This is a genomic window from Vibrio sp. 10N.286.48.F5 (assembly GCF_041469785.1).
Taxonomy (GTDB): Bacteria; Pseudomonadota; Gammaproteobacteria; order Enterobacterales; family Vibrionaceae; genus Vibrio; species Vibrio crassostreae_C.
In genome coordinates, this window is record NZ_JBFRLG010000014.1 from 134,265 (window position 1) to 157,913 (window position 23,649).

21 protein-coding genes are annotated in these 23,649 nt (G+C 43.0%); 5 read left to right on the forward strand and 16 right to left on the reverse strand.

What is annotated here, in order from left to right; genetic code table 11:
• Window positions 1-51 precede the first annotated feature (51 nt).
• The 5 genes from AB4185_RS10875 to AB4185_RS10895 all read right to left on the reverse strand — a co-directional run bounded on the left by AB4185_RS10875 (window position 52) and on the right by AB4185_RS10895 (window position 3,910).
• Window positions 52-825 carry a viroplasmin family protein gene (locus AB4185_RS10875; protein ID WP_017087185.1) on the reverse strand — a complete coding sequence of 258 codons (774 nt, stop codon included), beginning with the start codon at window positions 823-825 and terminating at the stop codon, window positions 52-54.
• A 192-nt stretch (window positions 826-1,017) separates the two neighbouring features.
• A complete protein-coding gene (locus AB4185_RS10880) occupies window positions 1,018-1,509 on the reverse strand; it encodes a DUF2059 domain-containing protein (RefSeq protein ID WP_017087186.1) in 492 nt (163 codons plus the stop codon).
• 319 nt (window positions 1,510-1,828) lie between these two features.
• Window positions 1,829-2,158: an AzlD domain-containing protein gene (locus tag AB4185_RS10885; RefSeq protein WP_017078861.1), complete on the reverse strand. Its 330-nt coding sequence runs from the start codon at window positions 2,156-2,158 to the stop codon at window positions 1,829-1,831.
• Window positions 2,159-2,160: 2 nt separating this feature from the next.
• Window positions 2,161-2,889: an AzlC family ABC transporter permease gene (locus tag AB4185_RS10890; RefSeq protein WP_372135447.1), complete on the reverse strand. Its 729-nt coding sequence runs from the start codon at window positions 2,887-2,889 to the stop codon at window positions 2,161-2,163.
• Window positions 2,890-3,076: 187 nt separating this feature from the next.
• Window positions 3,077-3,910, reverse strand: coding sequence for an AraC family transcriptional regulator (locus AB4185_RS10895; RefSeq protein ID WP_102332999.1), 834 nt, complete (start codon window positions 3,908-3,910; stop codon window positions 3,077-3,079).
• Window positions 3,911-4,157: 247 nt separating this feature from the next.
• Here AB4185_RS10895 and AB4185_RS10900 point away from each other — a divergent pair, with 247 nt between their 5' ends.
• On the forward strand, window positions 4,158-4,493 hold the full coding sequence (locus AB4185_RS10900; RefSeq protein WP_102333000.1) for a hypothetical protein: 336 nt from the start codon (window positions 4,158-4,160) through the stop codon (window positions 4,491-4,493).
• Between the two features lie 67 nt (window positions 4,494-4,560).
• Here the strand turns inward: AB4185_RS10900 and AB4185_RS10905 are convergent, their stop codons facing one another.
• Genes AB4185_RS10905 through AB4185_RS10955 form a run of 11 tightly spaced genes read right to left on the reverse strand, consistent with a single transcriptional unit; the run spans window position 4,561 to window position 17,879 of the window.
• The gene (locus AB4185_RS10905; RefSeq protein WP_240799481.1) at window positions 4,561-5,979 is read right to left on the reverse strand and encodes a DUF4832 domain-containing protein; all 1,419 of its coding nucleotides are present in this window, start codon (window positions 5,977-5,979) and stop codon (window positions 4,561-4,563) included.
• Window positions 5,980-6,017: 38 nt separating this feature from the next.
• Window positions 6,018-6,389, reverse strand: coding sequence for a hypothetical protein (locus AB4185_RS10910; RefSeq protein ID WP_170964679.1), 372 nt, complete (start codon window positions 6,387-6,389; stop codon window positions 6,018-6,020).
• Between the two features lie 49 nt (window positions 6,390-6,438).
• Entirely contained in the window at window positions 6,439-7,545 is a 1,107-nt protein-coding gene (locus AB4185_RS10915; RefSeq protein WP_372107294.1) for a glycosyltransferase family 4 protein, read from the reverse strand.
• The gene (locus tag AB4185_RS10920; protein ID WP_372107296.1) at window positions 7,542-8,753 is read right to left on the reverse strand and encodes a glycosyltransferase family 4 protein; all 1,212 of its coding nucleotides are present in this window, start codon (window positions 8,751-8,753) and stop codon (window positions 7,542-7,544) included. The genes AB4185_RS10915 and AB4185_RS10920 overlap by 4 nt, the downstream gene beginning before the upstream one ends.
• Window positions 8,750-9,748: a glycosyltransferase family 2 protein gene (locus AB4185_RS10925; RefSeq protein WP_102333004.1), complete on the reverse strand. Its 999-nt coding sequence runs from the start codon at window positions 9,746-9,748 to the stop codon at window positions 8,750-8,752. The genes AB4185_RS10920 and AB4185_RS10925 overlap by 4 nt, the downstream gene beginning before the upstream one ends.
• The gene (locus AB4185_RS10930; protein WP_372099752.1) at window positions 9,745-11,121 is read right to left on the reverse strand and encodes a capsular biosynthesis protein; all 1,377 of its coding nucleotides are present in this window, start codon (window positions 11,119-11,121) and stop codon (window positions 9,745-9,747) included. The genes AB4185_RS10925 and AB4185_RS10930 overlap by 4 nt, the downstream gene beginning before the upstream one ends.
• The gene (locus tag AB4185_RS10935; protein WP_123301820.1) at window positions 11,118-12,329 is read right to left on the reverse strand and encodes a lipopolysaccharide biosynthesis protein; all 1,212 of its coding nucleotides are present in this window, start codon (window positions 12,327-12,329) and stop codon (window positions 11,118-11,120) included. Before AB4185_RS10935 ends, AB4185_RS10930 begins: the two co-directional genes overlap by 4 nt.
• Window positions 12,329-14,548 (reverse strand): exopolysaccharide transport family protein, encoded by a 2,220-nt coding sequence (locus AB4185_RS10940; protein ID WP_372135448.1) that lies wholly within the window; start codon window positions 14,546-14,548, stop codon window positions 12,329-12,331. The genes AB4185_RS10935 and AB4185_RS10940 overlap by 1 nt, the downstream gene beginning before the upstream one ends.
• A 13-nt stretch (window positions 14,549-14,561) precedes the next feature.
• On the reverse strand, window positions 14,562-15,164 hold the full coding sequence (locus tag AB4185_RS10945) for a polysaccharide biosynthesis/export family protein (RefSeq protein ID WP_372050168.1): 603 nt from the start codon (window positions 15,162-15,164) through the stop codon (window positions 14,562-14,564).
• 11 nt (window positions 15,165-15,175) lie between these two features.
• Window positions 15,176-16,480 carry an outer membrane beta-barrel protein gene (locus AB4185_RS10950; RefSeq protein ID WP_102333008.1) on the reverse strand — a complete coding sequence of 435 codons (1,305 nt, stop codon included), beginning with the start codon at window positions 16,478-16,480 and terminating at the stop codon, window positions 15,176-15,178.
• Window positions 16,464-17,879, reverse strand: coding sequence for an undecaprenyl-phosphate glucose phosphotransferase (locus AB4185_RS10955; RefSeq protein WP_372109999.1), 1,416 nt, complete (start codon window positions 17,877-17,879; stop codon window positions 16,464-16,466). Before AB4185_RS10955 ends, AB4185_RS10950 begins: the two co-directional genes overlap by 17 nt.
• A gap of 960 nt (window positions 17,880-18,839) precedes the next feature.
• Between AB4185_RS10955 and AB4185_RS10960 the strand changes: the two genes are divergently transcribed.
• From AB4185_RS10960 to AB4185_RS10975, 4 genes are all read left to right on the forward strand, one after another.
• A complete protein-coding gene (locus AB4185_RS10960; RefSeq protein ID WP_170967426.1) occupies window positions 18,840-20,021 on the forward strand; it encodes an efflux RND transporter periplasmic adaptor subunit in 1,182 nt (393 codons plus the stop codon).
• A 3-nt stretch (window positions 20,022-20,024) separates the two neighbouring features.
• Window positions 20,025-21,974 carry a MacB family efflux pump subunit gene (locus AB4185_RS10965; protein ID WP_102333010.1) on the forward strand — a complete coding sequence of 650 codons (1,950 nt, stop codon included), beginning with the start codon at window positions 20,025-20,027 and terminating at the stop codon, window positions 21,972-21,974.
• Window positions 21,975-22,031: 57 nt separating this feature from the next.
• A complete protein-coding gene (locus tag AB4185_RS10970) occupies window positions 22,032-23,441 on the forward strand; it encodes an ATP-binding protein (RefSeq protein ID WP_372107300.1) in 1,410 nt (469 codons plus the stop codon).
• Window positions 23,438-23,649, forward strand: a 212-nt coding sequence (locus tag AB4185_RS10975; RefSeq protein WP_372135449.1) for a response regulator, incomplete at its 3' end; no start/stop codon positions are given. The genes AB4185_RS10970 and AB4185_RS10975, both read left to right, overlap by 4 nt.

A 23,649-nucleotide genomic window follows, 5' to 3' on the forward strand; every position in this document is an offset into this window, starting at 1 on the left:
AGCAACTTATGCTTTCAGTAACTTTTATTAGCTTTTCATTAAGAAGCCTAGCTAGCCGGCTCGAAGTGCCAAAATAGACTCAAGATCTTCGATGTCACGATATTGAGCTAGCTCCTGCTCTTTCGATGAAATAGCCACAATCGACATTCTATCGGCCAATTCGTTACCTTCAATACCAACGTGTCCGTTCACATGGTAGATGGTGATTTTTGAAGCCAGTTCTTGGTAGAGAGCATACGCAGGCTTAATAATATCGAGGTTTTTGATCTCGCCGCCCGACTTAGTCCAGCCCTTTTTCTCCCAGCCCGTTGCCCATTTAGTAATACAATCAATTGAGTACTTAGAGTCACAATAAATCGCAACAGACAGACCCGCGTTTAACTTCTCTTTCGCGAGAATAAACGCTTGCTTAAGCCCATGTAACTCGGCGGTATTGTTGGTACCAACAGGCTGATACAAGCCATACCACAATTCTGTTAATTGGTTGTTTTGGTATACCGCTAAACCCGTCCCCGCTTCACCAGGATTTGGCTCACAAGCACCATCGGTAAAGATCTTGATATCAAAAGGCATATCTGTGATTTGCTGCTCCGAAAGAGGCGGCACCTTCACTTTCGTCGCCTTACCCGCAGAGCTTGGCTTTGTCGCTGTAGAACCTGACGCAGACGACGTTTTACCACCGAAAGCAGACTCAGCCTCGCCTAGTGTTGGAAACGATTTATATCTCGCACCAGCAAAGCCATCGACTTGCGCTTTACACTCGTTCCAAGTGGTAAAAATACCCGGTGTGCGACCTTTCCAAACCACATAATATTTCTTAGCCAAACTAACTCCTTACCAAAACCTAAATACACAATACCCACACCTAAAATGATTCAGCTATGGGGTAGTAATTATGCCTGATTACGCTTGAAACACATAAATCATTGCATGAAATGCAGCGTGTGTTTCAAGAATATCTACGTTATCGACCAAGTATAGAGCGTTATTTCTAATCACAGACCTAACGGCTTCTGATCAAGAACCTCTATGTGCTTCAAGGTCTTGTTTTAGTTTGGTCGTTAACTTTTTAACTTTTGGGAGAACTTGTTGCATTAACGACTGAGTCATGATCATTGACTCTGTTGTCACGGTTGGCATTTTTTTCAGAATGCTTTTTCCATGTTCTGTTTTGTAGAAATCGATCATTGCACTGAGCTCTTCTTCAGTGAATTGATTGCTGTAAATCGTTACAATTCCTGGCTCTAGCTTTTGCCAGCTAACCTCCTCTTTCATTAAGTCGTTCATGCCCTGATAGTAATCATCAAAAATAGCTTGTTCTGACTCTGAAACCCCTAGGTCTTTAGACATATTAGCCATCATGCTATCCATTTGAACGTATACCGCGTCCAATGTGGAATCGACATCCATAATCTGAAGAAGCTCTTTTATCAGAGCTTGCCTATCATCTTGTGCCGCTGATAATTGCAGCGGTACGAGTAGAAATAAAATTGCGAAAAATCTATACATTTTGAGGTCCCTTTAGCTTTGTAAAACAGCTGAAATATCTTTCCAAACATCTCAACACATTGAATTATTTGCAAATTTACTCACTTTTCATCCATAAGTAAAACGAATTAAACAGTACAAAATAATATAAAATCAATTGCATTTGAATGTGAGGAATTTATTGGACAGATATGAGGAAGGCGAAGAGAGGAACAGAGCGCTTTTGAATAAAGAACCACAAGAGAACTAGAGCCTAAAAGCACTCGTTTCAAGTAATGAGTCATACACTTGAAACGAGGATAACTAATGGCGTGACACGACGTATCAATTGAGCTACGTATCAGTTAAAAAGGTAATCAACCGCAACGAGGTTATAGAACAAAAACACCGCCATGCTGACGCCGATAGTAAGTAGCACATTGCCTGTTTTCCAAATCAACAGACCTGTGACCAGCGCGCCTATCAAGTATGGGTTTTCAAAGCTTGGCCAAAATGTCTGCTCTGGTGCAAATACAATCGGCCCCCAAATTGCGGTAAGCACAGCGGGGCTTGAATAGCGTAACAGTCGACGCGTGGTTTGATTTAATCGAAGCGGGATTGCAGGCTCTAGAAACAGATACCGACTAAAGAAAACAATCGCTGTCATAAGGAATATCGTTAACCAAATCATCTCTATTTCCCCTCCACAATTGTCTTGTTGCCGTTGTTTCGCTCTTGGAACGATTCGCTGATAAAGCCCGCTAACATACCGGCAATCGCTGCAATCATTAGCCCGCCCTCAATATTGTTAACCGACATGGCAACCGAAGTGACCAGTGAAACAACCACACACACCACGACGGGTAGAGTTCGGATTAATGGGAACACCATGGCGATAAAGGTTGCTGCGACCGCGAAGTCGAGCCCAATTTCATTAAGCGAAGGAATCTGGCTTCCCGCGACAATGCCAACAAAGCTCGCAATATTCCAAACTAGGTAAAAACCGCCGCCTACACCCGCAGCGTACCAGCGATTAAATTCTTTCTGAGACTGCCCACTACAAATCGCAAACAACTCATCGGTGAGCCAAAATCCGAGTAATAGACGCCAACGCGCAGGAAGATGGTTGATTTTGTTACGCATCGATACGCTATACAGAAAGTGTCTAGACGTGATGAATAAGGTAGTCAACAACATGGTGCCTAGACCAATACCCGCTTTAAACATACCCGCGGCGACAAGTTGCGCTGAGCCAGCAAACAAAATAGCCGACATCGCTTGCGCTTGAAGTTGATTCAATCCGGCATCTATCGCATATGAACCGGCCAGAACCCCCCAAGGGATTACCGCAATGCTCAACGGCATTCCCGCTAAAACGCCCTTCCATAACTGTGTTCGTCTATCCATTGTTTCACTATCCATATAGTTCTTTTCTCTCTTCACATTGGCTATTCAATGTAAGAGGAGTTGAGTCGGTTCGATTGTACAAACTTGCTCGATTTCATGCCCCTCTGTTTGCCGCACTTAACCGTACTTAACTGCACTTAACTGCACTTAACTGCACTTAACTGCACTTAACACAAGTTGGCCATGCCTTAGCCATGCAAGTTTAGAGCATTTTGATGTATTGCCCCGGCGTGTAGCCATTGGCCTTTTTGAAGTGTCGATGAAAATGGCTTTGATCATGAAAACCACACTCTTGCGCGGTATCTGAAATGGTATGTCCTTGTTTCAATAACTTACGCGAAAGCCTTAACCGAGACTGGATTTGATACGCATGTGGCGGAAGACCAAACTCTTTTTGAAAAGAACGCACTAAGTGAAACGGACTCAATGCCGCTAACTTAGACAGCTCCTCTAGGGACACATCGGCTTGTGGAAAATCATCTAAGAACTCTTTCACCAAGACAAGCTGGCGCTGAGTTTTTCCGTCGAGTTGAGGGTTAAGCGGCGATTTTCCGTGTCGGCTAATCAGTTTAACCAACATCCCGTACATCAAGGTCTCTCTTAACAAGCGATTGTCAGATTCATCAATCGTGTTAAAGACTAATCTCAATTGATTGGCGAGTTCAGGATCTTCAACAACCGCTCTTGGGAAGTAAGGCGCCCCGTAATTGGGTAGGTTTAGCTCTTGAGTGATCTTGGCAAGTTGATCTGGGAGTGGATACATGGCTCGATACGCCCAACCGCCTTCAGTGGCAGAGTGACCGCTATGAACTTCGTCGGCATTGACCAGAATAATCGCATCTTGTGGTGCTATATGATGCCCGCCCGTTCGATAGAAACGCTGAGCGCCCTGCTCGATGACTCCCAGCGTATAGCCCTCGTGGCTGTGGCGCGAGAAGTTCTGCTTTTCGTATTCAGCATTAAGAATTTCAAGGCCGCCGAGCTCTTCGGTTATCTTATACTCGGCCTTTTCTTTAGAGCGTTTATTGTTCTCCATAACAATTCCCAAGCCTGTTGATTATCGAGCGACTTATCAGTCTACCCTATAGTCTCTTTCAGCTTTTGTACAAAATTGCGCATTTGGCAGCTAAGACATTTTTTGACCTAGGAATTAAACGGCTCAATAACGTGCTCTAATTGCGAGCAAGATCGTGCTCTTTAAGCAGTTAGCGAAGAATTGACAAATCAACGACTTAATCATGTTCATAATCCCCGCCAATTATTGGTAACTGTTCAGAGATATGATGAAGAAAGCCTTAGCATTGATCTTTTTCTTGAGCCTTACGGGTTGCACTCATAACCAGTCGAAAGCGTTAAGCATGAACTCTTCGTCAGTTAATTCATACCCGCAGTCGATGTCGAACCTACAACTGTGCGACACCTTGTATTACGGAAGGCCGAGCAATCAAACACTGGCCGCTATTGGCAGCGAATTTAACCGAAGAGGTCTGTCAAAGCGTTGGTGTGATACCGAAACCAATAAGCTTTATTTAACCAAGACAATTGATTGGGTTACTGAACAAGTAGAAGGCAAAGAAGACTCTGAGGAAGCGTCAGCAGTGGTGTTGCCTGCGAATTAGATTGAGTAATCAGGGCTAACCAGACCATCTTATCTAGCATGCATTAGAAGAGTAATGACAATTGTCATTACTCTTCAATGATCACTTCACTTAGCCGATACCAACCATCAGGCTGTTTCCCTATATTTGCCAAATTCAAAGGTTTACTGTCACGACCTTCACTCACTGCTATTTCGATATAATAATGACCGACATTTAGATCTGTCGGCAATGAGAAGTTCGCAATAGATTTATAATCTCCAGGGAGCCAAGCTTCGCTACTTGTACTATCTTTTGCAAACGAAACCACCTGACCGTTGCTGTTTACTAATCGATAATACGCATAATAAGGTTGGTATGTTGGTGCGACTCCATCGTTAAAAATATGAGCTTCCAGAGAGAGGTTTTTCCCCATCGACAGGTAAGCTGAATGACGAATCGTATCGACTCGAAAGCGATATCCAATTTTTAGCAACGCATTATCTAACAAATCGCGGTACTGTTCGGGAATTGGCTTCGATTTCAAGTTTAGGCTACTCGCATGCTGATTAATCGCCCAGTCTAATGAGGCAGCCACTTGAGCTCTTGTGTAATGTTGTGTGGCTAGCCAACCATGCATGTCACCACAGACTTCAAAACTAACCGGCTGGTGCTGCCAAGCCGTATCAAATATTGGTGTTTGCGAGTTTGCTTGTTGAATTCGATACGGGTAGTCATCATTCATATGACTCCAAGTAGGGCCAAAATTATGCCAATCGCCCCAGCAATCGGCACGCCAGCCAGCACCTTTTTCTATTGCGTATGCGAAAGAATCCCCCCCGTTGATAAGCATTAATTTTGCAGTATTTGGGAATGCTGAAAAGTGCAGATCAACGAACTTATTTAACTGGTGTTCTGAATACCTACTAAATAGTGGTTCAAGCTCTGGAAAGTTGCTGTTATGCCACTCTCCCCAAGAACCCACCATACCTATGTCAATCTGAGCCAGCCGCGAGTCATTATCGTAACGTTGCCCATAAGCACTAAGTAATTTTTCTACATAGTATAAATAAGTTGGGTCATCGAGATCGGCTACGAAAGTTTTTCCATTTTCAACCCACTGCCCTTCGATACCTTTATCGATGAGCCATTGTGGAATTTTTGTTCCTGAGAATGGTTCATCAAGTGTCATAAAACGCAAAGCTACTCGCTTTGATTGCTTGGCATTCTGTTCAAGCAAGTCATCAATGAGAGAAAAGTTATATTCACCTTCGCTTGGCTCAAGTTCACTCCAATAATACCGGTAGTATCCCATTCCCGAGACAGGATATTGCTCAAGAGTTAGTACGGTACCCCACCCGTCGTGAAACGTTTCAACCCCCATACCTGGATTAGAGATAGGTGTATTGAGTGCCGTGATTGACGTCACTTTATCCCCTACTTCGTCAGCATAGGCGTATGAGGTAACAAAGAATACTAACGATAATAGGTATAGCCATGAGCACTGCCAGTTAGTGACTTTTTTCACTTGTTTATTTCCTATCATTTATCACTCGAGTTCAACCCTTATAGTGATTGAAACCAGTCCCATATACCTAGTGAAAAGCTCTCGAACAGATCGATACCCAGTGCAGACTTTAACAAATACAATGCCAGTAGAGCGAGCATCCCCCCCGCAAGGACAAAGGTAGTTAGCAATACCGTTGTAGCATAGACTAACCATTTAGACTCACCTTGACGCTCTGCTGTACGACGATCACGCCCACTCAACAGCACGACATAGTAGCGCTTGCCAAACCAAGGAAAGCTTTTACGGATATCAACGGAATGTTTTGCGACTAAGCCAACTTGATTAACTGCTTTTTCAATAGCTTGCCTTTGTTCTTCACTCAAGCTTTGTTGCGTTTCTTGCTGTAAAACTCGGTAAAATTGAGTCACTGCCCGGCTCTTATTAGGCTCATCCGTATCATTGTTTTTATTAAGACGATTAGTCACGCTTGCTTCCCAACATGTTATTGTAAACATCCACCGTTTGATCAGCGATTTTATGCCAGTCATATCGTTCTAAAAAGTGTTGATAGTCTTGTAGAGGCATCACACTCCTTTTATTTATTGCCTGTGATAATTCATCTATATTTTTGACTGGGTAATAGCAATCAGATTCAAGTCCAACCTCACTGTTTGGCGCAATATCGCTAACCACCACGGGTAAGGAATATGACATCGCTTCTAGCAGTGCAATAGGCAGCCCTTCATGATAAGAAGGCATTACGAATAGCTTAGCTTGAGAAAATACAACTTGTAGATCCTCCCCTTTGAGAAAACCGGTCAGTATCACGCCTGGGGTGTCTTTCGCTGCTTGTTTTAATGAGCGACTGTATTCACTTTCATGATCGGAATCTCCGATCAGTACGAGCGGCATATCAAGCTTGGATTTTGCGTAGGCTTGAAGAAGATCATGGAAGCCTTTTTCTTCAACAAAACGTCCTACCGCGACAATATATCCTCGCGCACTTAACTGGTAGCGCTCCAATATAGATGATACGACATCAACAGGCAGAGACTTAGCCGGGTTAACTCCATTATAAATAAGATGTGCATCATCTCTTTGATAAGATTGCTTAATAAGGTCATTAATCACCTCTGATATGACAATGACTTCATTGGCATATTTAACGGCAAAACGCTCACCGAGCTTCAAAACAATCTTTGCTAGCTTCCCCCATTTCTCACGCTGATAATCTGGACCATGATGGGTGAATACCACTTTCTTTCCAATCAAGCGTAACAGTGGCACGACTAACCCAGGGCCGATCGCATGAACATGCACCACATTCGAGCCATCCGTTAAGGTAGAAAATGCCGCAATAGTCGAGTGAACGATAGCTTCTAACGATGTCTTTTTCGGAGCCCACAGTGCTTTGGCCGCGACCCCTTTATAACTCCTCGTTTTATAAGCGACATAAGGAGAACGAGCGATAACCTCTACCTCAAATCCTTGCTTAACAATAAGAGGGTAAAGGTGCTGACAGTGAGTTTCGACTCCTCCTAATACATCAGGAATACCACGCGTCCCTAGTACGGTTACTTTCATGATTGCTCACCCAATAAATTTTGATACAAATCGACCAACTGCTGATGATGTGCTCTCAATGAATAGCGCGACTCTAAGCGTTGTCTTGCTTGTTCACCATAATACTTTGTAAGCTCTGGCCGTATCGCAAACTCATCCATCACATTGGCAAGATCATGGGCATTACCCGCTTCAAATAAACGCCCCTCTTTTCCATCTCGAACTTGCTCAGGGATACCTCCAATATTTGCACCGATAATAGGCTTCCCGTACGACATAGCTTCAAGCACTGACATAGAACAGTTTTCATAGCATTCCGAAGGGACAATAACTGCACTAGCTTGTTTTATGAGTAAATGTAAATCCGGTCCCGTTTTAAAACCTAGCCACTCGACCTTACTCTGTTTCCCTGATAGGGAGTCTGCAAGTGGTCCTGTACCGGCTATTTTTAATGGTATAGATTGGTTAGACAACTCGTAAGCCGCTACCATTGTCGCCACGCCTTTTTCCTGACTCAACCGCCCTAAATATAAAAAATATCGATGATCTGCCACATCTTGCTGATCAACGTTCTCGTCAATGCCATTCACTATGACCTCAATTCTATTATTAGGGAGCTTACGACGAATGATATTGGCTAAAAACTGACTAGGTGAAACTATCACATCCAGTGATTGATAGTTCTGAGCAAGCGATTGATACAACGCCTCCACAACAAGCAAGCCACTTTTAAACCATGATCCTTGTTGGCAGCGATATCTTAAAGCGTTAAAAACACTTCCTTGTAAACACGCTTCACAGGTGTGTCCATCACGATACATAGTATAGCTAGGACAGGCTATTTTAGTATCATGAGCGGTGAGTACCGTTTTACATCCGGCTTGCTTAGCAACCTTGATAATTGAGGGAGTTAGCTGGTGATAAATGTTGTGAAAGTGAACGATATCGGGTTGCTCAGTAGTAATCAACTCAGAAAGCTTTTCACACGCTTCTGCGTTATGTACAAACCGCATTGCCGTTTTCAACGCGCTGAGTAAAGTAGCATTGGCGTGATAATCCACATTATCGACGAAACTAGCACTGTAATCAGATACCAAGTTGTCATTGTGAGCCATTGAAAAGTCGATAACCGAAAACCCTCGATCCATCAACATTTCTCTTTCTTGAAAAAAGACCGTTTCAGCGCCCCCCTTTAAGAAAAAAAACTTATTCACCACCAATACTTTCATGACACATCTCGCTCTAACACTTTATGTGACGGTGGTTGATTTGGGTCTTTAATGGGCAACAACAAACCATTTACCAATCCGGCTGAAAATACGGTCAAATTAATAATGCTCTGCGCACCGTCCTTTATTGAGCGGTTTTTAAACGCTTTAGCAGCAAAGAAAAGCATCAATGGCAACAGGCTAATGGTCAACAACGAAACATTACCCACCAGCAAGGCCAAAATTAACCAAGCAAGATAGCAAGCAAAGATCAACTCATTACGCACCACACTCACAGCTTTTCGAAAGTACGCTTTACCAAACGCGCTCTTTAGCAATTCGCCTGACGCAAACAAATAACCACGATTCCATCGGTAGCGCAGTAACGTTAACGTCGGCATATCATAAGAAGTATGATGGAAAAACGGGGTATCCAAACGATGCAATTTGTAACCAGCATGTTCGAGTCTCATACCAAGCTCGGCCTCTTCATAGGCATGCAATGTGCGATGTGTAAGATAACCTATATCATTGATTGCACTCGCCCGATACAGCCCTCCCCCGGCTAAATGACTACAATCACCAGTAGGGTATATTTTGTGATGCCTTTGTTGGCGAGATTTAAATTCGTAGCTATTCGCTTCATCCATTTCAACCGCCCCCGCCACAGCGGCGTAAGCCGGCTCTTTTTCCAGAAATGCTATCGCCGCATCAATGAACCCGTCTTGTAAACGCATGTCACCATCCAATAACAATAGATAGTCACCAGTGCTGTATAAATAGCCAAGTTGATGGCCTACGCCGCAGCAACGATCATTAGCGTTGATTAACGTCACGACTTTAGCGCCATTCTCTAACGCAATTTTTTGCGTATCATCATCAGATAAGCTATCGGCAACAATGACATCATATTGATAATTCTTTAGCTGACTTTGAACGCTTTTAATCGTTGCAGCAATACCACCTTGTTCATTGAGTGTTTTTATAATCACGGTGATTCTAGGTAAAGAACTCATAACCTTGCCCCCGATTGAATAACAGTCTTGCGTATGATTAGACTTCCGCCAAGTGAAAAATAGAAAAGGAACTGCAACATAGGCACCAACATTAAAATTTGGCTGTAAGGTAAGCTTAATAAACCTGCAAAACTAAATGCAATAAACGCAGGTTGCCAAGAGAGCAATTGAATGTCTTGCATCGATAACTGCTCACGTTTTAGCACTTCCTTGGGCATTGACACCTTTAGCGCCAATAAAATTGGACATAAAAATAGGACTAACCCAACGACACCAAATTCCCACAACATCATGCTTAGTGACGTAGAATCTAGGAGGACATTAAATATTTGATTCAAGAAACCTGGAGCTACCGAACTACCGTGGTTGGTTGCATTTAACCCATAACCAAACCACACGTTAGACCATCCATAAAGCTGACTATTATCCAACCAGAAAAATAGCGTGGTCATCCGCCCTAATTCTCCCGTTGGTAAGATGTAATTTGAGTCATATATATACTCTAAAGAATCCCAAAACACCTTTAAAGCACTGTGGTCAGGGTCGGTATCAAAAGCGCTTGCGTAAGAGGCAGCAAGGACAACTATTGCCAATAAAACTAACAATCCCATGGTACAAACCATAAGAAGCACTTTCTTAATATCCTTTTGCCTAACGCCGTAAACATAACTAGGGCACAGCCAAACAAATATTAAAAGTATAGGAGCAAGCAAAATGACGAACTTAACTTCACCAAGAACGCACAAAATAAACGCGGCAACAATATGCAGTATCATGTTAAGCCGACTAACTACACCATGCCTAAATTCAGACAATTTAAGGAGCATGACAAGTAAACAGAATAACCCTAATGCTGCCGTGTTTCCCCCGCCCATAGGGTCACCACCGAAAGTCCCTACCACAGAGTCCCACTTTTCAAATTCACCTTTCAAAGCGACACGTTGTGGGACAACAACTAAAATCTGATACAAGATAACTGGGAATTGTAGATAGAAAATCCAATATAGCATCTGCACCACGCGGTAAAGCTGCGACTCTCGGATAAACCCCAATAGTAAGCATAGAAAAATAAGCGACAATGCAAGTTCGTTCTTCCAACCTACAATGGTCACCGTCAGCCCATTTTGTAGAACTGTCGACGCTAAGATCAACGTATAGGCCCCCATCAACAACAATGTGAGTACTGTTTCTATATTATCTAACTTAACCGCTTCATAATTGGTTTGCATCAATAGCAACAAAACCATCGCAAAGGCAGCAACAAATGGCAGCCAAAGCACTGCGCCGACACCAGTCAGATACTGTACTAGCCCACAAGCAACTAACGTTACAAACGTGTATACCTGCAAAAACAGACCATTATTTATCTTCAAGTAACCTCCATCGTTCGACGAAGTCGCACAGCCGTTTTATTCACTTCAAAATAAATAAACAGGTATCGAATAGAAGACAGTAGGGCGAAGGCAATAACCGAGTATGCATAATCACTTATAAAAAATGGCAGCGCACCAAAAGCCAATACCACCACCATAAGTTGCTCAAGCTGAATGCGAAGGAAATACTTGGGAGAGCCATAAACCAACTCAAGAACGGTCAATGGGCACACCGCTAGCGCCATAAACAAATACGGTAGCATATAGCGAGAAGTTGGCACTGAAGCGACCCATTCAGCGCTAAACCCTAATTGCATCACTATGGGGTAGAAAATGAAAACTCCAAGCACCGCCGTAGTCCCCATAGCAAAGAGTAACCGGCGCACCTTGGAAAATTCAGCGTAATTAAACTGATTGCGTCTAAAGTCGACAGACCAAGTGGAAAAAATAGAGTTTCTTACAGCGTTACCAATGATAACAATAGGCGCTAAGCAAAATCGGCTAACTACGGCGTAATAACCGGCTACAACAGGACTGAACCACACGTTAATAAGGATAACGGGTAAATTATTATTCACCATCGCCAAAATCTCAGCGCTCCCAACTTTGACAATATGATGTTTGTGCTTACGGAAAAACAGTGACAAGGATGAAAGCGAGAATTGCTGTAGATTCATCACGTTTCTTGGTAGAGAGTAACCAATACATAGCAACATACACACTAGCAACGATGCTCCCCAAGCCCAATAGAATGCACTCAAGTCTTCACTGACAGCAATAAGTAACAACACTAACATCGAAATCGATGTTCGCTGTAAAGCTAGTGACTTCATTTTTTGAACTCTCAGCAGTAGATTCTCAGAGATCAAAACCCATGCATGTGCCAACGTTAACATCAGAGTTTGAAGAATAGGACGGTCAAACAAACATGCAATGCCCATAGAATAAATGACCGACGCACAAACACTAAATAACAAGCAAAAAGAGACATTTTGCCCTAGCTCGTTACTCTGTTGTTTTGGCAATAGCAGCTGTGATGCAAACGTACAAACTTGTGCTCCGATTAAGGCAATACTGTACGTTAACGCGTATGAGCCGACTTCCGACATCCCGTACCAATGCGAAATCAACCATATCGAACCAGCCCCAATTAACTGAGACAATATCGATGATGTCGCAATAGTGGAAATGCTTTTAAGCAAGCTCACTAAGAGCCCTCGATATTGAGTAAATCCATACTACCTTGAGCAATAAAACGCAGAGACTCTTCACCCACAACTCGGTCATCACTCACTTGATTGAGTACTCCAAAAGCTCGCTGGTCCAACAACGGCGACAACTTATTTAGTTGATGCTTTATTTCATTCGCCGTATGTTGATCAGATTTGACCACGACAATCAAGCTATCCAAAAAGCGCAATAGGAGCTGTGCATCCTTACTATCATTCAGAGCTGGAAGCTTTATGATGACAGATTCAAAACGCTGACAAAGTGCCAACAATGCAGATTCACATTCTGGGCGAGCAAAAAAAGTTAATGGTGATTCAGCCAGGGTACCAGGGGCGATATAAGACAATCCCTGTGATATTGGCATAATGACTTGCTCAATATCGAGTTGTAGTGCTTCTTGTAATGATGAAGACTTGTTTTCATCACCTATTTGTACCGAACTCAATTGGCTAAACACCAAATGACTAAACCCAGCAATTTCTTCCTGTACGTTAAACTTAGGGGAACTGCAGTGACTGTCCGCAATAATATCTCTTGTAAATTCGCCTTCTCCACGATAATCCAAATCAAGCAGTAAAGTTGGTTTCACTTCACTGACCGCAGCAGCTAATAATAACGCCGTCGTCGTTGCACCTTCTTGTCGGTATGACGATACGACACCGACACACTGACTACTTGGGCGAGCTAAAGATAATGCGGTATAAGCGCCATTTCCGATCTCGTTGGCATATTGGTTGGAACGAATTTGCTTACCTAACATCCATGTCGACATCGGTTCACTTGTAAATGAAGGCATGTCAGTTAGTGGAATTAATCCAAGCTTTGCTTCCAGCTGTGCAAGAGTTGTTATTGTTTGCTTTGTGGCTGCTCGAATAATGACAACCAAAGCACTAACTAGCATTGTCATAATACTTATCATCACGACTAACAATGGCTTGTTGGGTTTCGCTGGACGCTCACTAGCCACCGCGGGATCATAAATTCGTGCATCTTGCTCTCTATACGTCGTATTAAGAGTATGCTCAGTAGTACGCAGATAAAGCTGCTCATACAGCGATTGCTTTTGAGTAAGATCTGCCATCAAGCCATCATAATGATCACGCTTATCTGCAAGTGCAAAGAAGTCTTTTTTATGCAGAGCTAAGAGCGCTTTATAATGATTTTCTTTGATAAGTTCTGCTTGATATTTTTGCTGAAGCCCTAATTTTAGCTCATCAAGCAGGCGTACAGTTTGCTTGTGAATCACCTCAATTTCAGCATTGGCCTCAAGAACTTTAAGGTGTTTAGGTCCATATCGTCGATTAAGATCTGATAATTTCCGTTTTGCTTGTATAAGTGCAATTCTAAGATCTTGTAGCTGAGGGTGGGAGGAGAAGTCAGGCAACGAGGTGAGAGTCCCTGTATCACCTTTCATATATTGGCTCACCAATTCATAATTAGCTTGAGCAGCTAAGCGCCTCTCTTTTGCATCCGCCAATTTATTGGTAATAATCCCAAGTTCTTCTGTTTCAAAACCATCAACACCTCGGAAGGTCAGTAACCCCTCGCTTTGCAAAAATGCGTCTATTTCTTTCTTTTGCTGACTAATTTGTTGTCTGAGTACACCTAGCTGTTGCGTATTCCATCGTTTAGCTTGCTGGATTTTAGCAATTTTTTGCTCCACCGTATAATCAATAAAAGCTTGTGCCACTGCATTTGCGATTGTTGAAGCTTGTTGTGCGTTCGTAGATTCATAAGACACATAAACTAATTGAGTTAAGCGGACTGAAGTAAATGTTAGGTGTCGCTTCAACTCTTTAACCGCATGGTTAATGCGTAGCTCTCGAGGCAGTGTCCAATCGCCATTGCCAGTTAACGTTGAACCATTAAACTCTTCATTTTGTTGCAGTTCTAACGCTTCAACAGCTTTAACCAACACGACTCTAGATTGCATTAGGTTAAATTGCGTTTCATAGTACTGTGAGCGAGCAGAGTCATAATCTTCGATCGGATCAATCGGAGAGACATTGTCCGATTGCGCTTTAATCAATACTGTCGCAGTCGAGACATACTTAGCCGTCATCGACCAAATCACTGGCAGGCTTAACCCCGTTACAACTACTGTAACCAGCAATAGCTTAAGCCCATGAATTTTCAGAGCAGCCAAAAACGGTGCAAAGTTAACGTTACTTTCTAAAGGTTTACCACGTTCTACCATTACTTTTATCACCTTAGAAAAAGCTCTTCTCAACAATAACAACATCGCCGGGATAGACAGAGTGTGTCATCTCGACTTTTTTTATCATTTCTTTTTTCCCTGAAGGGCGAATGTTAATATCACCTCTATCAGCCCGATCAGTGAAGCCACCGGCCATAGCAATCGCTTGTTCTACAGTAAGTTGGGGCTCATATTCGTAGCCATTAGGGTTTTCAACTTCCCCAAGAAGGTAAAATTTACGGAACCCTTCCATAGTAACGGTCACCATTGGCGAACGAATAAACCCAGCTTTCAAACGAGTTTCAATATCATGCTCTATCGAGTCTGTCGTTTGTCCTGAGAGCTGTACTCGACCTATATAAGGAAAATTAATATCACCACGCTTGCCTATCTTTAAAGACATCGACATTTCTTTCTCCCCATACACCCAGATTCGTATCTGGTCCCCTGGCCCCAAAAGGTACTCTCGAGTCTCACTGTTAGCCGGATGATGGCTATTTTCAAGAGTCATGGAAGTAGTATTTTTCACTTCTTTTTCAGGTGCTATCGTGTTTGCGGCTGCAGCAAAACTAATACAGCCCATCAACACACAGTAACCTAATAACAGTAGCTTTATTTTTTTCATCTCTAGATCTGTACCTTTAGTGCCAATCCAATTGTGTTTTTGTCATAGCCAAGTTTACGACTCACCGAGGATTGGGAGTTATCTCCGATGAAAAACACGACTTCATCCTCGCTCGAACGTTTGCGGGCGAACTGATAGTTCAACTCAAGCCTAATAGAAGGCCGAAAATCATATCCTAACGTGACTGACGCAACGTCTAGATCATCCTTTCTATCATTCTGTTCTACCCGATAGTCATCGACTTCTCTTCCATAATCAACCGTAGTACTTAACCTCTCGACCCACCAATGATGTTCCCATGATAGACCGACCTTAGTGTTAAGAATATAACCACCTTCTTCCGTTGGGTCTTTGACTCTACGCCAACCATATAAAGACCACTTCGAATGCTTGAGTGGTTGCCAGTTAATATTGGCGTCCCAATTTAAACCACTGAACGATTGTGCCTCTCTGTTATTCGGAAAACGCTTGTACAACCAAGCTAAATCAGTCTCTATTAACAGCTTTCCCGTTCTTTGGGACTTCAAACCGATAAGCGCATAATGTTCACTCGAATCCTTAGCCGAATTCGCTTCATAGCTTCGTAGGTTACTAATTAGACTGTATCGAAAACGAGTCCGCGATGAATACTGGTCGAACAATTCAGCAGTTATAGTATTTTCGTTCCATTCCTGCTCCTTTATATAATGGTAGAAGTCACTGGATGCGCTTTGAACTTCGTCCAACTCATCAAACGCTATATCTTTAACCTGCCACGCAAGGTCTAATTTCCCCCGCCCCTCAGGCGCACCATAGCTATATCGTATCTCACTATTTAAGAACCGGTTTTGTAACGGTGTATTCACTCCAAAAGACGTAAACTGAGTAGGATTGAAACCTTCCGTTAGCTCTGTCCCCCGTTCTTCATGCCCCCAATCTTGCTGGATAAACCAATCAAGACCGTGCTTAAGCCCGAACCTCAACGAAGATCGAAACATTAAAAAATGGTCGGTGTAATCATCATCGCTTGCACTGTCGTAGCGTGAATAATCACCAGAATACACCAACACATAGCGGTCCTCTCCACGCTCGCCTACTGCACGCAAGTACGGTGTTAATTTGGTGTAAGCTGATGCAATCTCGTTCATAGGGTTAACTTGGTATGTCACATTTGAATCCTGACCATACTCAGCGCCAACTTCTGACTGGACATCGATACCCGCTACTGAGATATGCGACTTGGGAGTAAGCTCTGCATGACAAACTTGGCTAACAAAACCAAATAAAACTACAGCGCTGATACTTAGTAGGCTAGTACGCCTTTTCACTAACAAACCCTTTAAATACCGTTAGAAACACTATTTTAATGTCCAACCAAAGCGACCAGCTCTGTAAGTAAACGATGTCATACTGAACCCGTTTACTCATTTTATCGACGGTTTCTGTCTCTCCACGATAGCCATTAATTTGTGCCCAACCTGTTATACCTGGCTTGATTTTGTGTCTAATCATATAGTTAGAGACAATCTTTCGATATTGCTCATTGTGAGCAACTGCATGAGGTCTTGGCCCTACGATAGACATTGAACCTTGTAAGACATTAAAGAATTGAGGAAGCTCATCTAAAGATGTTCGGCGAATAAACGCACCAAACTTTGTCACTCTTGGGTCTGAATGCGTTGCTTGTTTAAAATCGTCCCCGTTCTCCATCACATTCATAGAGCGAAATTTCCATACCTTGATCTTTTTTCCACCCAGACCATAACGATCTTGTTTAAACAAGATGGGACCTTTAGAACTGAGTTTGACTCCGATTGCCACAGCACAAAGAACAGGCGTAATAAGCAACAAAATGAGGCTAGCTAAGACAATATCTTCGATACGCTTGATCACTCCACCTATCCCATCAAATGGAGTACCAAAGATACTTAACGTCTGTACATTACCAACAGACTTGAATTGGGATGCTGATAGGTTATAGCTATACAGATCGGGAACCATAAAAGTATCGACGGTAGTATCAGATAAAAGTGTCAGACAACGAGTGATTCGCTCTTTTGCAATCATAGGTAACGCAATGTAAACCTCATCAATCTGGTTGTGTTGCGCTTGTTCTATCAAAATATCTACAGTGCCAACATAACGAGATTTAATCATATATCCAAACCGTTCTTCCTTACGGTCGTCATACAGTTCAATCTCTATGTCCTGGCTCCTATAATAAATCAGCAATTGCTTCTCCAAAGCAATTGCTGCTGGTGATAGCCCGACAATCGCTATTCTCTTTACCTTTTTGTACTTTTTAAAACACGAACGATAGATCGTAAAAGCAATAACTCGAATTAGAATGGTTGATAACATAGCGCTAGCAAACCAGATATAATACAAGCCATTGTTAAAGTGACTTATTTGACTTCCGACTAAGTCTTCTACGTTATATTTTACGATCTCCATTGCGATCAAAGTAAAGAAGGCTGTCGCAACAATTCGAACAATTGAAGAATCGAGGCGCCGACGTACATGAACACGATATAAATGACAATACTCGCCGAATAACAAAAAGAATGTCGTGACAAAAAACGCCGCTGCCACATCGATTGCGGTTTCATCAACAAATACCGTATTGACAATAACTGCTAAAGACAGATTTATTAGTAAAAAGTCTGTGGCTTTAAATAATGGTGCGTAGCCGTCTTCTGCAATTTTCAGAGCTTGTTTTGTATTCATAAACAAAAAAGACACCTCGAGACATATCGTTAACTGTATTCATTTGATATTAGCCAATTTCTCTCCAATTTATGTGACTTAAACATAAATCTACGAGTTGCCCGCATAGAAGTATAGTAAACACGCTACAGTCTTATTAAAGATATAGATGTTCATATTTAACTTTTATCAAACTCTCTCTCAGTAAAGGGTACACTATGCACCATAGCCATTAAAGAGCACCTTCAGTCGTATATTGGTTTTATTCGCGCGATCTAAGAAAATTGACAATCTACTAACTAAAACTTTGAAGAATTTCGCGAGATATAATCTTAAGAATATCAATAGACCATTAATTTATATTTATTTTAAATATCAAGCCTATTAATTAGTGTCTATATAAAAGCTTTGAATCTATCGAATAAAGTCCAAGTACAAACGAGATGGGTGGGAACGTTACATAAATTGCAGATAGCAAAAAGCCGCTCATGAAGAGCGGCTTTTTTAAAGTGATGCTTGCAGGATAAGTCAGCATAACTCGAACCAACCATCAAAGACTTACAATACTATTTGCAGTATAAGTTCGCATAACATTGCATCGAAAGTCTGCAAATTTGAACAACGACTAAGATTCAACGTAGTAAATTTACTACGCTCCAATTAATCCTCTAGCAGACATAATCGACAGACATAATCGACATGTGTGTAACAAACTTTTGGACAAAAATGGTTTAGAATAAAAGCTCCATTCCATTCAATGGCAGATATCTGCATCTAATCTTTCGGTTATCAATAGCGAATACTTATTATAGTCTCATAGCACACACCATAATCTTCATTATCTCTTCACAATTCAAATTAACCTTTACTATTCAGTTATTTAAAAATTACCGCACTTCATTTTTCCCCTATCTTTGTTAGTTATTATTTCATCATCAATCAAGGCAACGTTCATTCAGCCGACTTAACCTTTCAGGGGATATGATGAAAAAACTAACCAAAGCGATTATTACATGCTTGATGATTGGCTCTATAGGTAGCGGCGCATACTACTACCAAGCTCAGAACGCTCAACAAGAAATGGTGTACACCACTGACATGGTGCGTAGAGGCAACATCAAGGATGTCGTGCTGAGCAATGGTGTGCTTTACCCAAATAAATTGGTTAACGTCGGTGCTCAAGTCTCCGGAGAAATTGAACAAATTGCTGTCGAGTTAGGTCAAGAAGTCCAGCAAGGAGAGTTGATCGGACAGATAGACAGCCTCACTCAACAAAATGAGCTAAAAGAAGCGCTTGCTTCTCTCGACTCTATCGAGGCGCAAATTCGTGCTAAGCAAGCCATGATCAAGAAATCAACCTCCACCTTTGAGCGCTATAAGTCGATGCTAAGTAACAAGGCGTCATCACAAGCGGATTACGACAGTGCTGAAGCAGAGCTTGCTATCTACGAAGCTGAATTAGATCAGCTAGTTGCAGAAAAACAGAAAGCCGAAATCAACGTCGATACTGCTCGTCTAAATCTGAGCTACACCACGATTGATGCCCCAATGAGTGGCACTGTGGTGTACGTTTCAGTAGAGGAAGGACAAACGGTCAACACCAATCAATCTACCCCATCCATTGTTGAGATTGCCGATCTCGATACCATGGTGGTCCGTGCTCAAATTTCTGAGGCGGATGTTATCCATGTCAGTGAGGAGCAACAGGCTTACTTTTCGATTCTTGGCGAGTCAGATACACGCTTTAGTGGCGTATTACGCTCAATTGAACCGGGCCCGACCTTAATGAACGGTGATGATAGCAATCTAGAAATTGGCGACAGCGATGCGATCTACTACAACGCACGCTTCGAGGTGCAAAACCCAGACAGACTCTTACGCATTGGCATGACAGCTCAGGTGTCGATTGTTCTTGATAGTGCGGATGATGCTTTGATGATCCCAGCGCAAATACTACAAAACTCTGGCAAAGATGGCTTTCAAGTTCCTGTTATTCAGGGTGGAAAAGTGGAGCTAAGACAGGTCGAAGTTGGGCTTAACAATAATATATATGCAGAAATAACATCTGGCCTTCAAGAGGGAGATGAGGTGGTGGTTGGTCAAGCCTCGTCAACCGCGTCTAGCGATATGCCCATACGCGGCCAAGGCCCAATGAGGATGTAAGCGATGAATAATCCACTACTAGAAATCAAAGGCGTGAGCCGAGCGTTCCAATCTGGCGATCAAGCACTCACTGTGCTGAACAACATTGACCTAGCGATAAATCGAGGCGAGATGGTGGCGATTATCGGCGCTTCTGGCTCAGGAAAATCTACATTGATGAACATTCTTGGTTGTCTTGATAAACCATCCCAAGGCCAATATCTGATTGATGGTCAGGATGTCTCAAATATGGATGCTGATCAGCTTGCACAACTAAGACGAGAAAACTTCGGCTTTATTTTCCAGCGCTATCATCTACTGAGTGACTTAACGGCGCTTGAGAATGCAGAGATCCCTGCTTTGTATGCGAATACAACCAAAGAGCAACGCCGTGAGAAAGCCGAGCAGCTACTCACTCGATTGGGTTTAGAGGAGCGCCTTGATCATAAGCCCAATCAATTAAGTGGTGGTCAGCAGCAGCGTGTGAGTGTCGCCCGAGCACTGGTCAATGGTGGCGATGTGATCCTTGCTGACGAACCGACAGGTGCGCTCGATAGTCACAGCGGCAAAGAGATGATGCAACTTATTCAGGAGCTTCACGCTGACGGACATACCATCATTCTTGTTACTCACGACCCTAAGGTTGCCGCGTTTGCTGATCGAGTCATTGAGATCAAAGATGGTCAAATCATCCAAGACCAGCAAAACCACGATAAACCTAAATCAAACGTTGTCGCTAAAGAGAACAACGCGATCCAAGATCACAACAAACAACTCAGCATTTTTCGCTATCTAGAGGCGTTTAAGATGGCGTTGCTTGCGATGTCTAACAACCGTCTACGAACCTTTCTGACCATGTTAGGGATCATCATCGGTATCGCCTCGGTGGTATCGGTTGTGGCAATGGGTACTGGCTCCCAGCAAACCATCCTTGAGAACATGGCAAACATGGGCACCAACACGATAGAGATAAAACCCGGAACTGGCAGGGGTGATAAACACTCGGGTCGTATCCGAACGCTTACTGCGGATGATGCCAAAGTGCTCGAAAACTTTGCATTTGTTGATAGCGTGACACCAACAGTACGAGCGAATGGTGCCATTCGTTATGCCAGTGAAGTGCATACAGGAAGCGTTGAGGGAGTGGGTTTAGACTACTTTCGAGTTAAGGGGCTTGAGCTCGATAAAGGGCAGTTTTTCAGTCAAGAGAGTATCGATTCGCTCGAGCAAGTGGCGATCATTGACGCCAATGTCGTAACCGATGTATTTCAGGGGGAGGACCCGATTGGTAAGGTCATCTTTCTTGGTCAATTGCCTGTGCGCGTCATCGGTGTCACCGCAGAGCAAGATGATAGCCTTACCAGCAGCGATACGTTGAATGTTTGGCTCCCCTACTCGACAGTATCGGGCCGATTACTGAACCAAAGCTATGTTAACGACATTACGGTAAGACTCAATGACGAGGTATCAAGTTCAGCGGCTGAACAGGCGATTATCACGCTCATCAAAGCGCGTCATGGTGCCGAGGATTTCTTTACAGTCAATACAGACGCTATTCGCCAAAACATTGAGAAAACCTCATCAACCATGACCATGCTCATCTCAGCCATCGCCTTTATCTCGCTGGTTGTTGGCGGAATTGGGGTAATGAATATTATGTTGGTGTCCGTTACCGAGCGCACGAGGGAGATAGGCATTCGTATGGCCGTCGGAGCCAGACAAACCGACATCCTGCGCCAATTTCTGATTGAAGCTGTGTTAGTCTGTGTTTTAGGTGGCTTGATGGGAATAGGCTTGGCTTACTTTGTTGGCTTTGCATTAGGGTATATGGGTAGTGACATTCGAATGATTTATTCAACAAGTTCTATCATCGCAGCATTCAGTTGCTCGACTTTAATTGGCGTTGTCTTTGGATTTCTACCCGCGAGCAATGCCGCCAAACTCGATCCAGTAGAAGCACTAGCGCGAGATTAAACCAAAAACGCCCCATTCCTTATGGTGTGTGTGGCGAACCTTTACTAGGACAGAACATTGAAACTACTCTACAAATTCTTCTTCACTTTCTGTGTGACTAGCTTTACATCGGTGGGATTAATGTTGCTGCTGGTCACGCATAACTTATCTACGGGTTTCAATGATTACGTGGAAGCTGAGGAATTAAAGCATGTTGCCGCGCTACAAGAGCAATTGACTCTTTTTTACGACCAAGAAAAGAGCTGGGAGTCGTTAAAACAAGATGACGCATTGTGGAAAAGTATTGCTAACTTTCATCGAAAAGCAGACCAATCAACACAAGAGGCGGAGAGCGAATATAGCTTGGGTCGCTTACTTCACGTACCGAGACGAGTGAGTCTTTTTGATGCCAATAAAGAGGTGGTGATCGGGCGTAAAGAGTTTCACCCCGATGCGCGCAACCAGCGCATTCTGCATAATGGTAACTTAGTGGGCTACCTCTCATTCATACCCGCTCAAATTAATAGCTACAGTGCAGAGAATGAGTTTCTGGCCAAACAAACCAGAAATTACTACACCATCGCACTTGCTGTGGTTATTCTGTCATTTGTTACTGCATGGGTTTTCTCGCGACATCTTGTCTCACCCATCAGTCGCCTTATATCTGGTACCTATCGAATGATTCGAGGCGATTATCAAGTTCGCGTTGAGAAACAGAGCAAAGATGAAATTGCTCATCTGGCGGAAAACGTGAATATTCTGGCGCAAACCTTAGAGCAAAACCAAAATAACCGATCGGTATGGATGTCGGATGTTTCGCACGAGCTTAAGACACCATTAACCGTGATGCGTGGACAACTGATGGCCATTCAAGATGGGGTTTTCCAAGCCGATGAAAAGCGCATTCAACTAATGGTGGATCAGGTGGATTCATTAAGCCGCATCGTTAACGACCTGTACCAACTCTCTATCACCGATGTCGGTGGACTCTCCTATAAAAAAGAGGTGGTGCAGCCAGTACAATTGTTACTGGAAGTGTTGAGCGGATTTGAAGCAAAACTCGATCAAAAGCCACTTTCTGTTAACTGTTCGACGTTAACCCCCCTGCTAAACAATGAACGTTGTCAGATACTTGGCGATAGTGACCGCCTGAAGCAGCTATTTACTAATTTATTGGAAAACAGCTACCGATATACGCATGCTAAAGGGCAAGTGAACCTAATTGCTCAGATTGAAGATCAAGACCTCACATTAGTCTTACAAGACTCGGCGCCAAGCGTACCTGTTGAGATGCACAACAAATTGTTTGATCGTTTCTTCAGAGTCGAGTCCTCTCGAAACCGCGAACATGGCGGTTCAGGGCTAGGCTTGGCTCTGTGTAAACAAATTACCGAAGCGCATCAAGGCATTGTTATTGCTAGTAATTCCCCACTTGGCGGCCTAAAAGTGACCATCCGATTACCACTGTTTAAGGAAGTAAACCTATGACGAAACCTCAAGTTTTGATTGTCGAGGATGAAGCTCATATCGCAGAAGTTCTGGTGGCGTATTGCCAAAACAGTGGCTTTGAAGCAACACATCTCGCGAGTGGTTCAAACGTCATCAACCATATCAGAACTCACCATGTTGATATGATGCTGCTTGATTTAATGCTGCCAGATACCGATGGCATGGATATGGCTTTGTTTCCTAATTG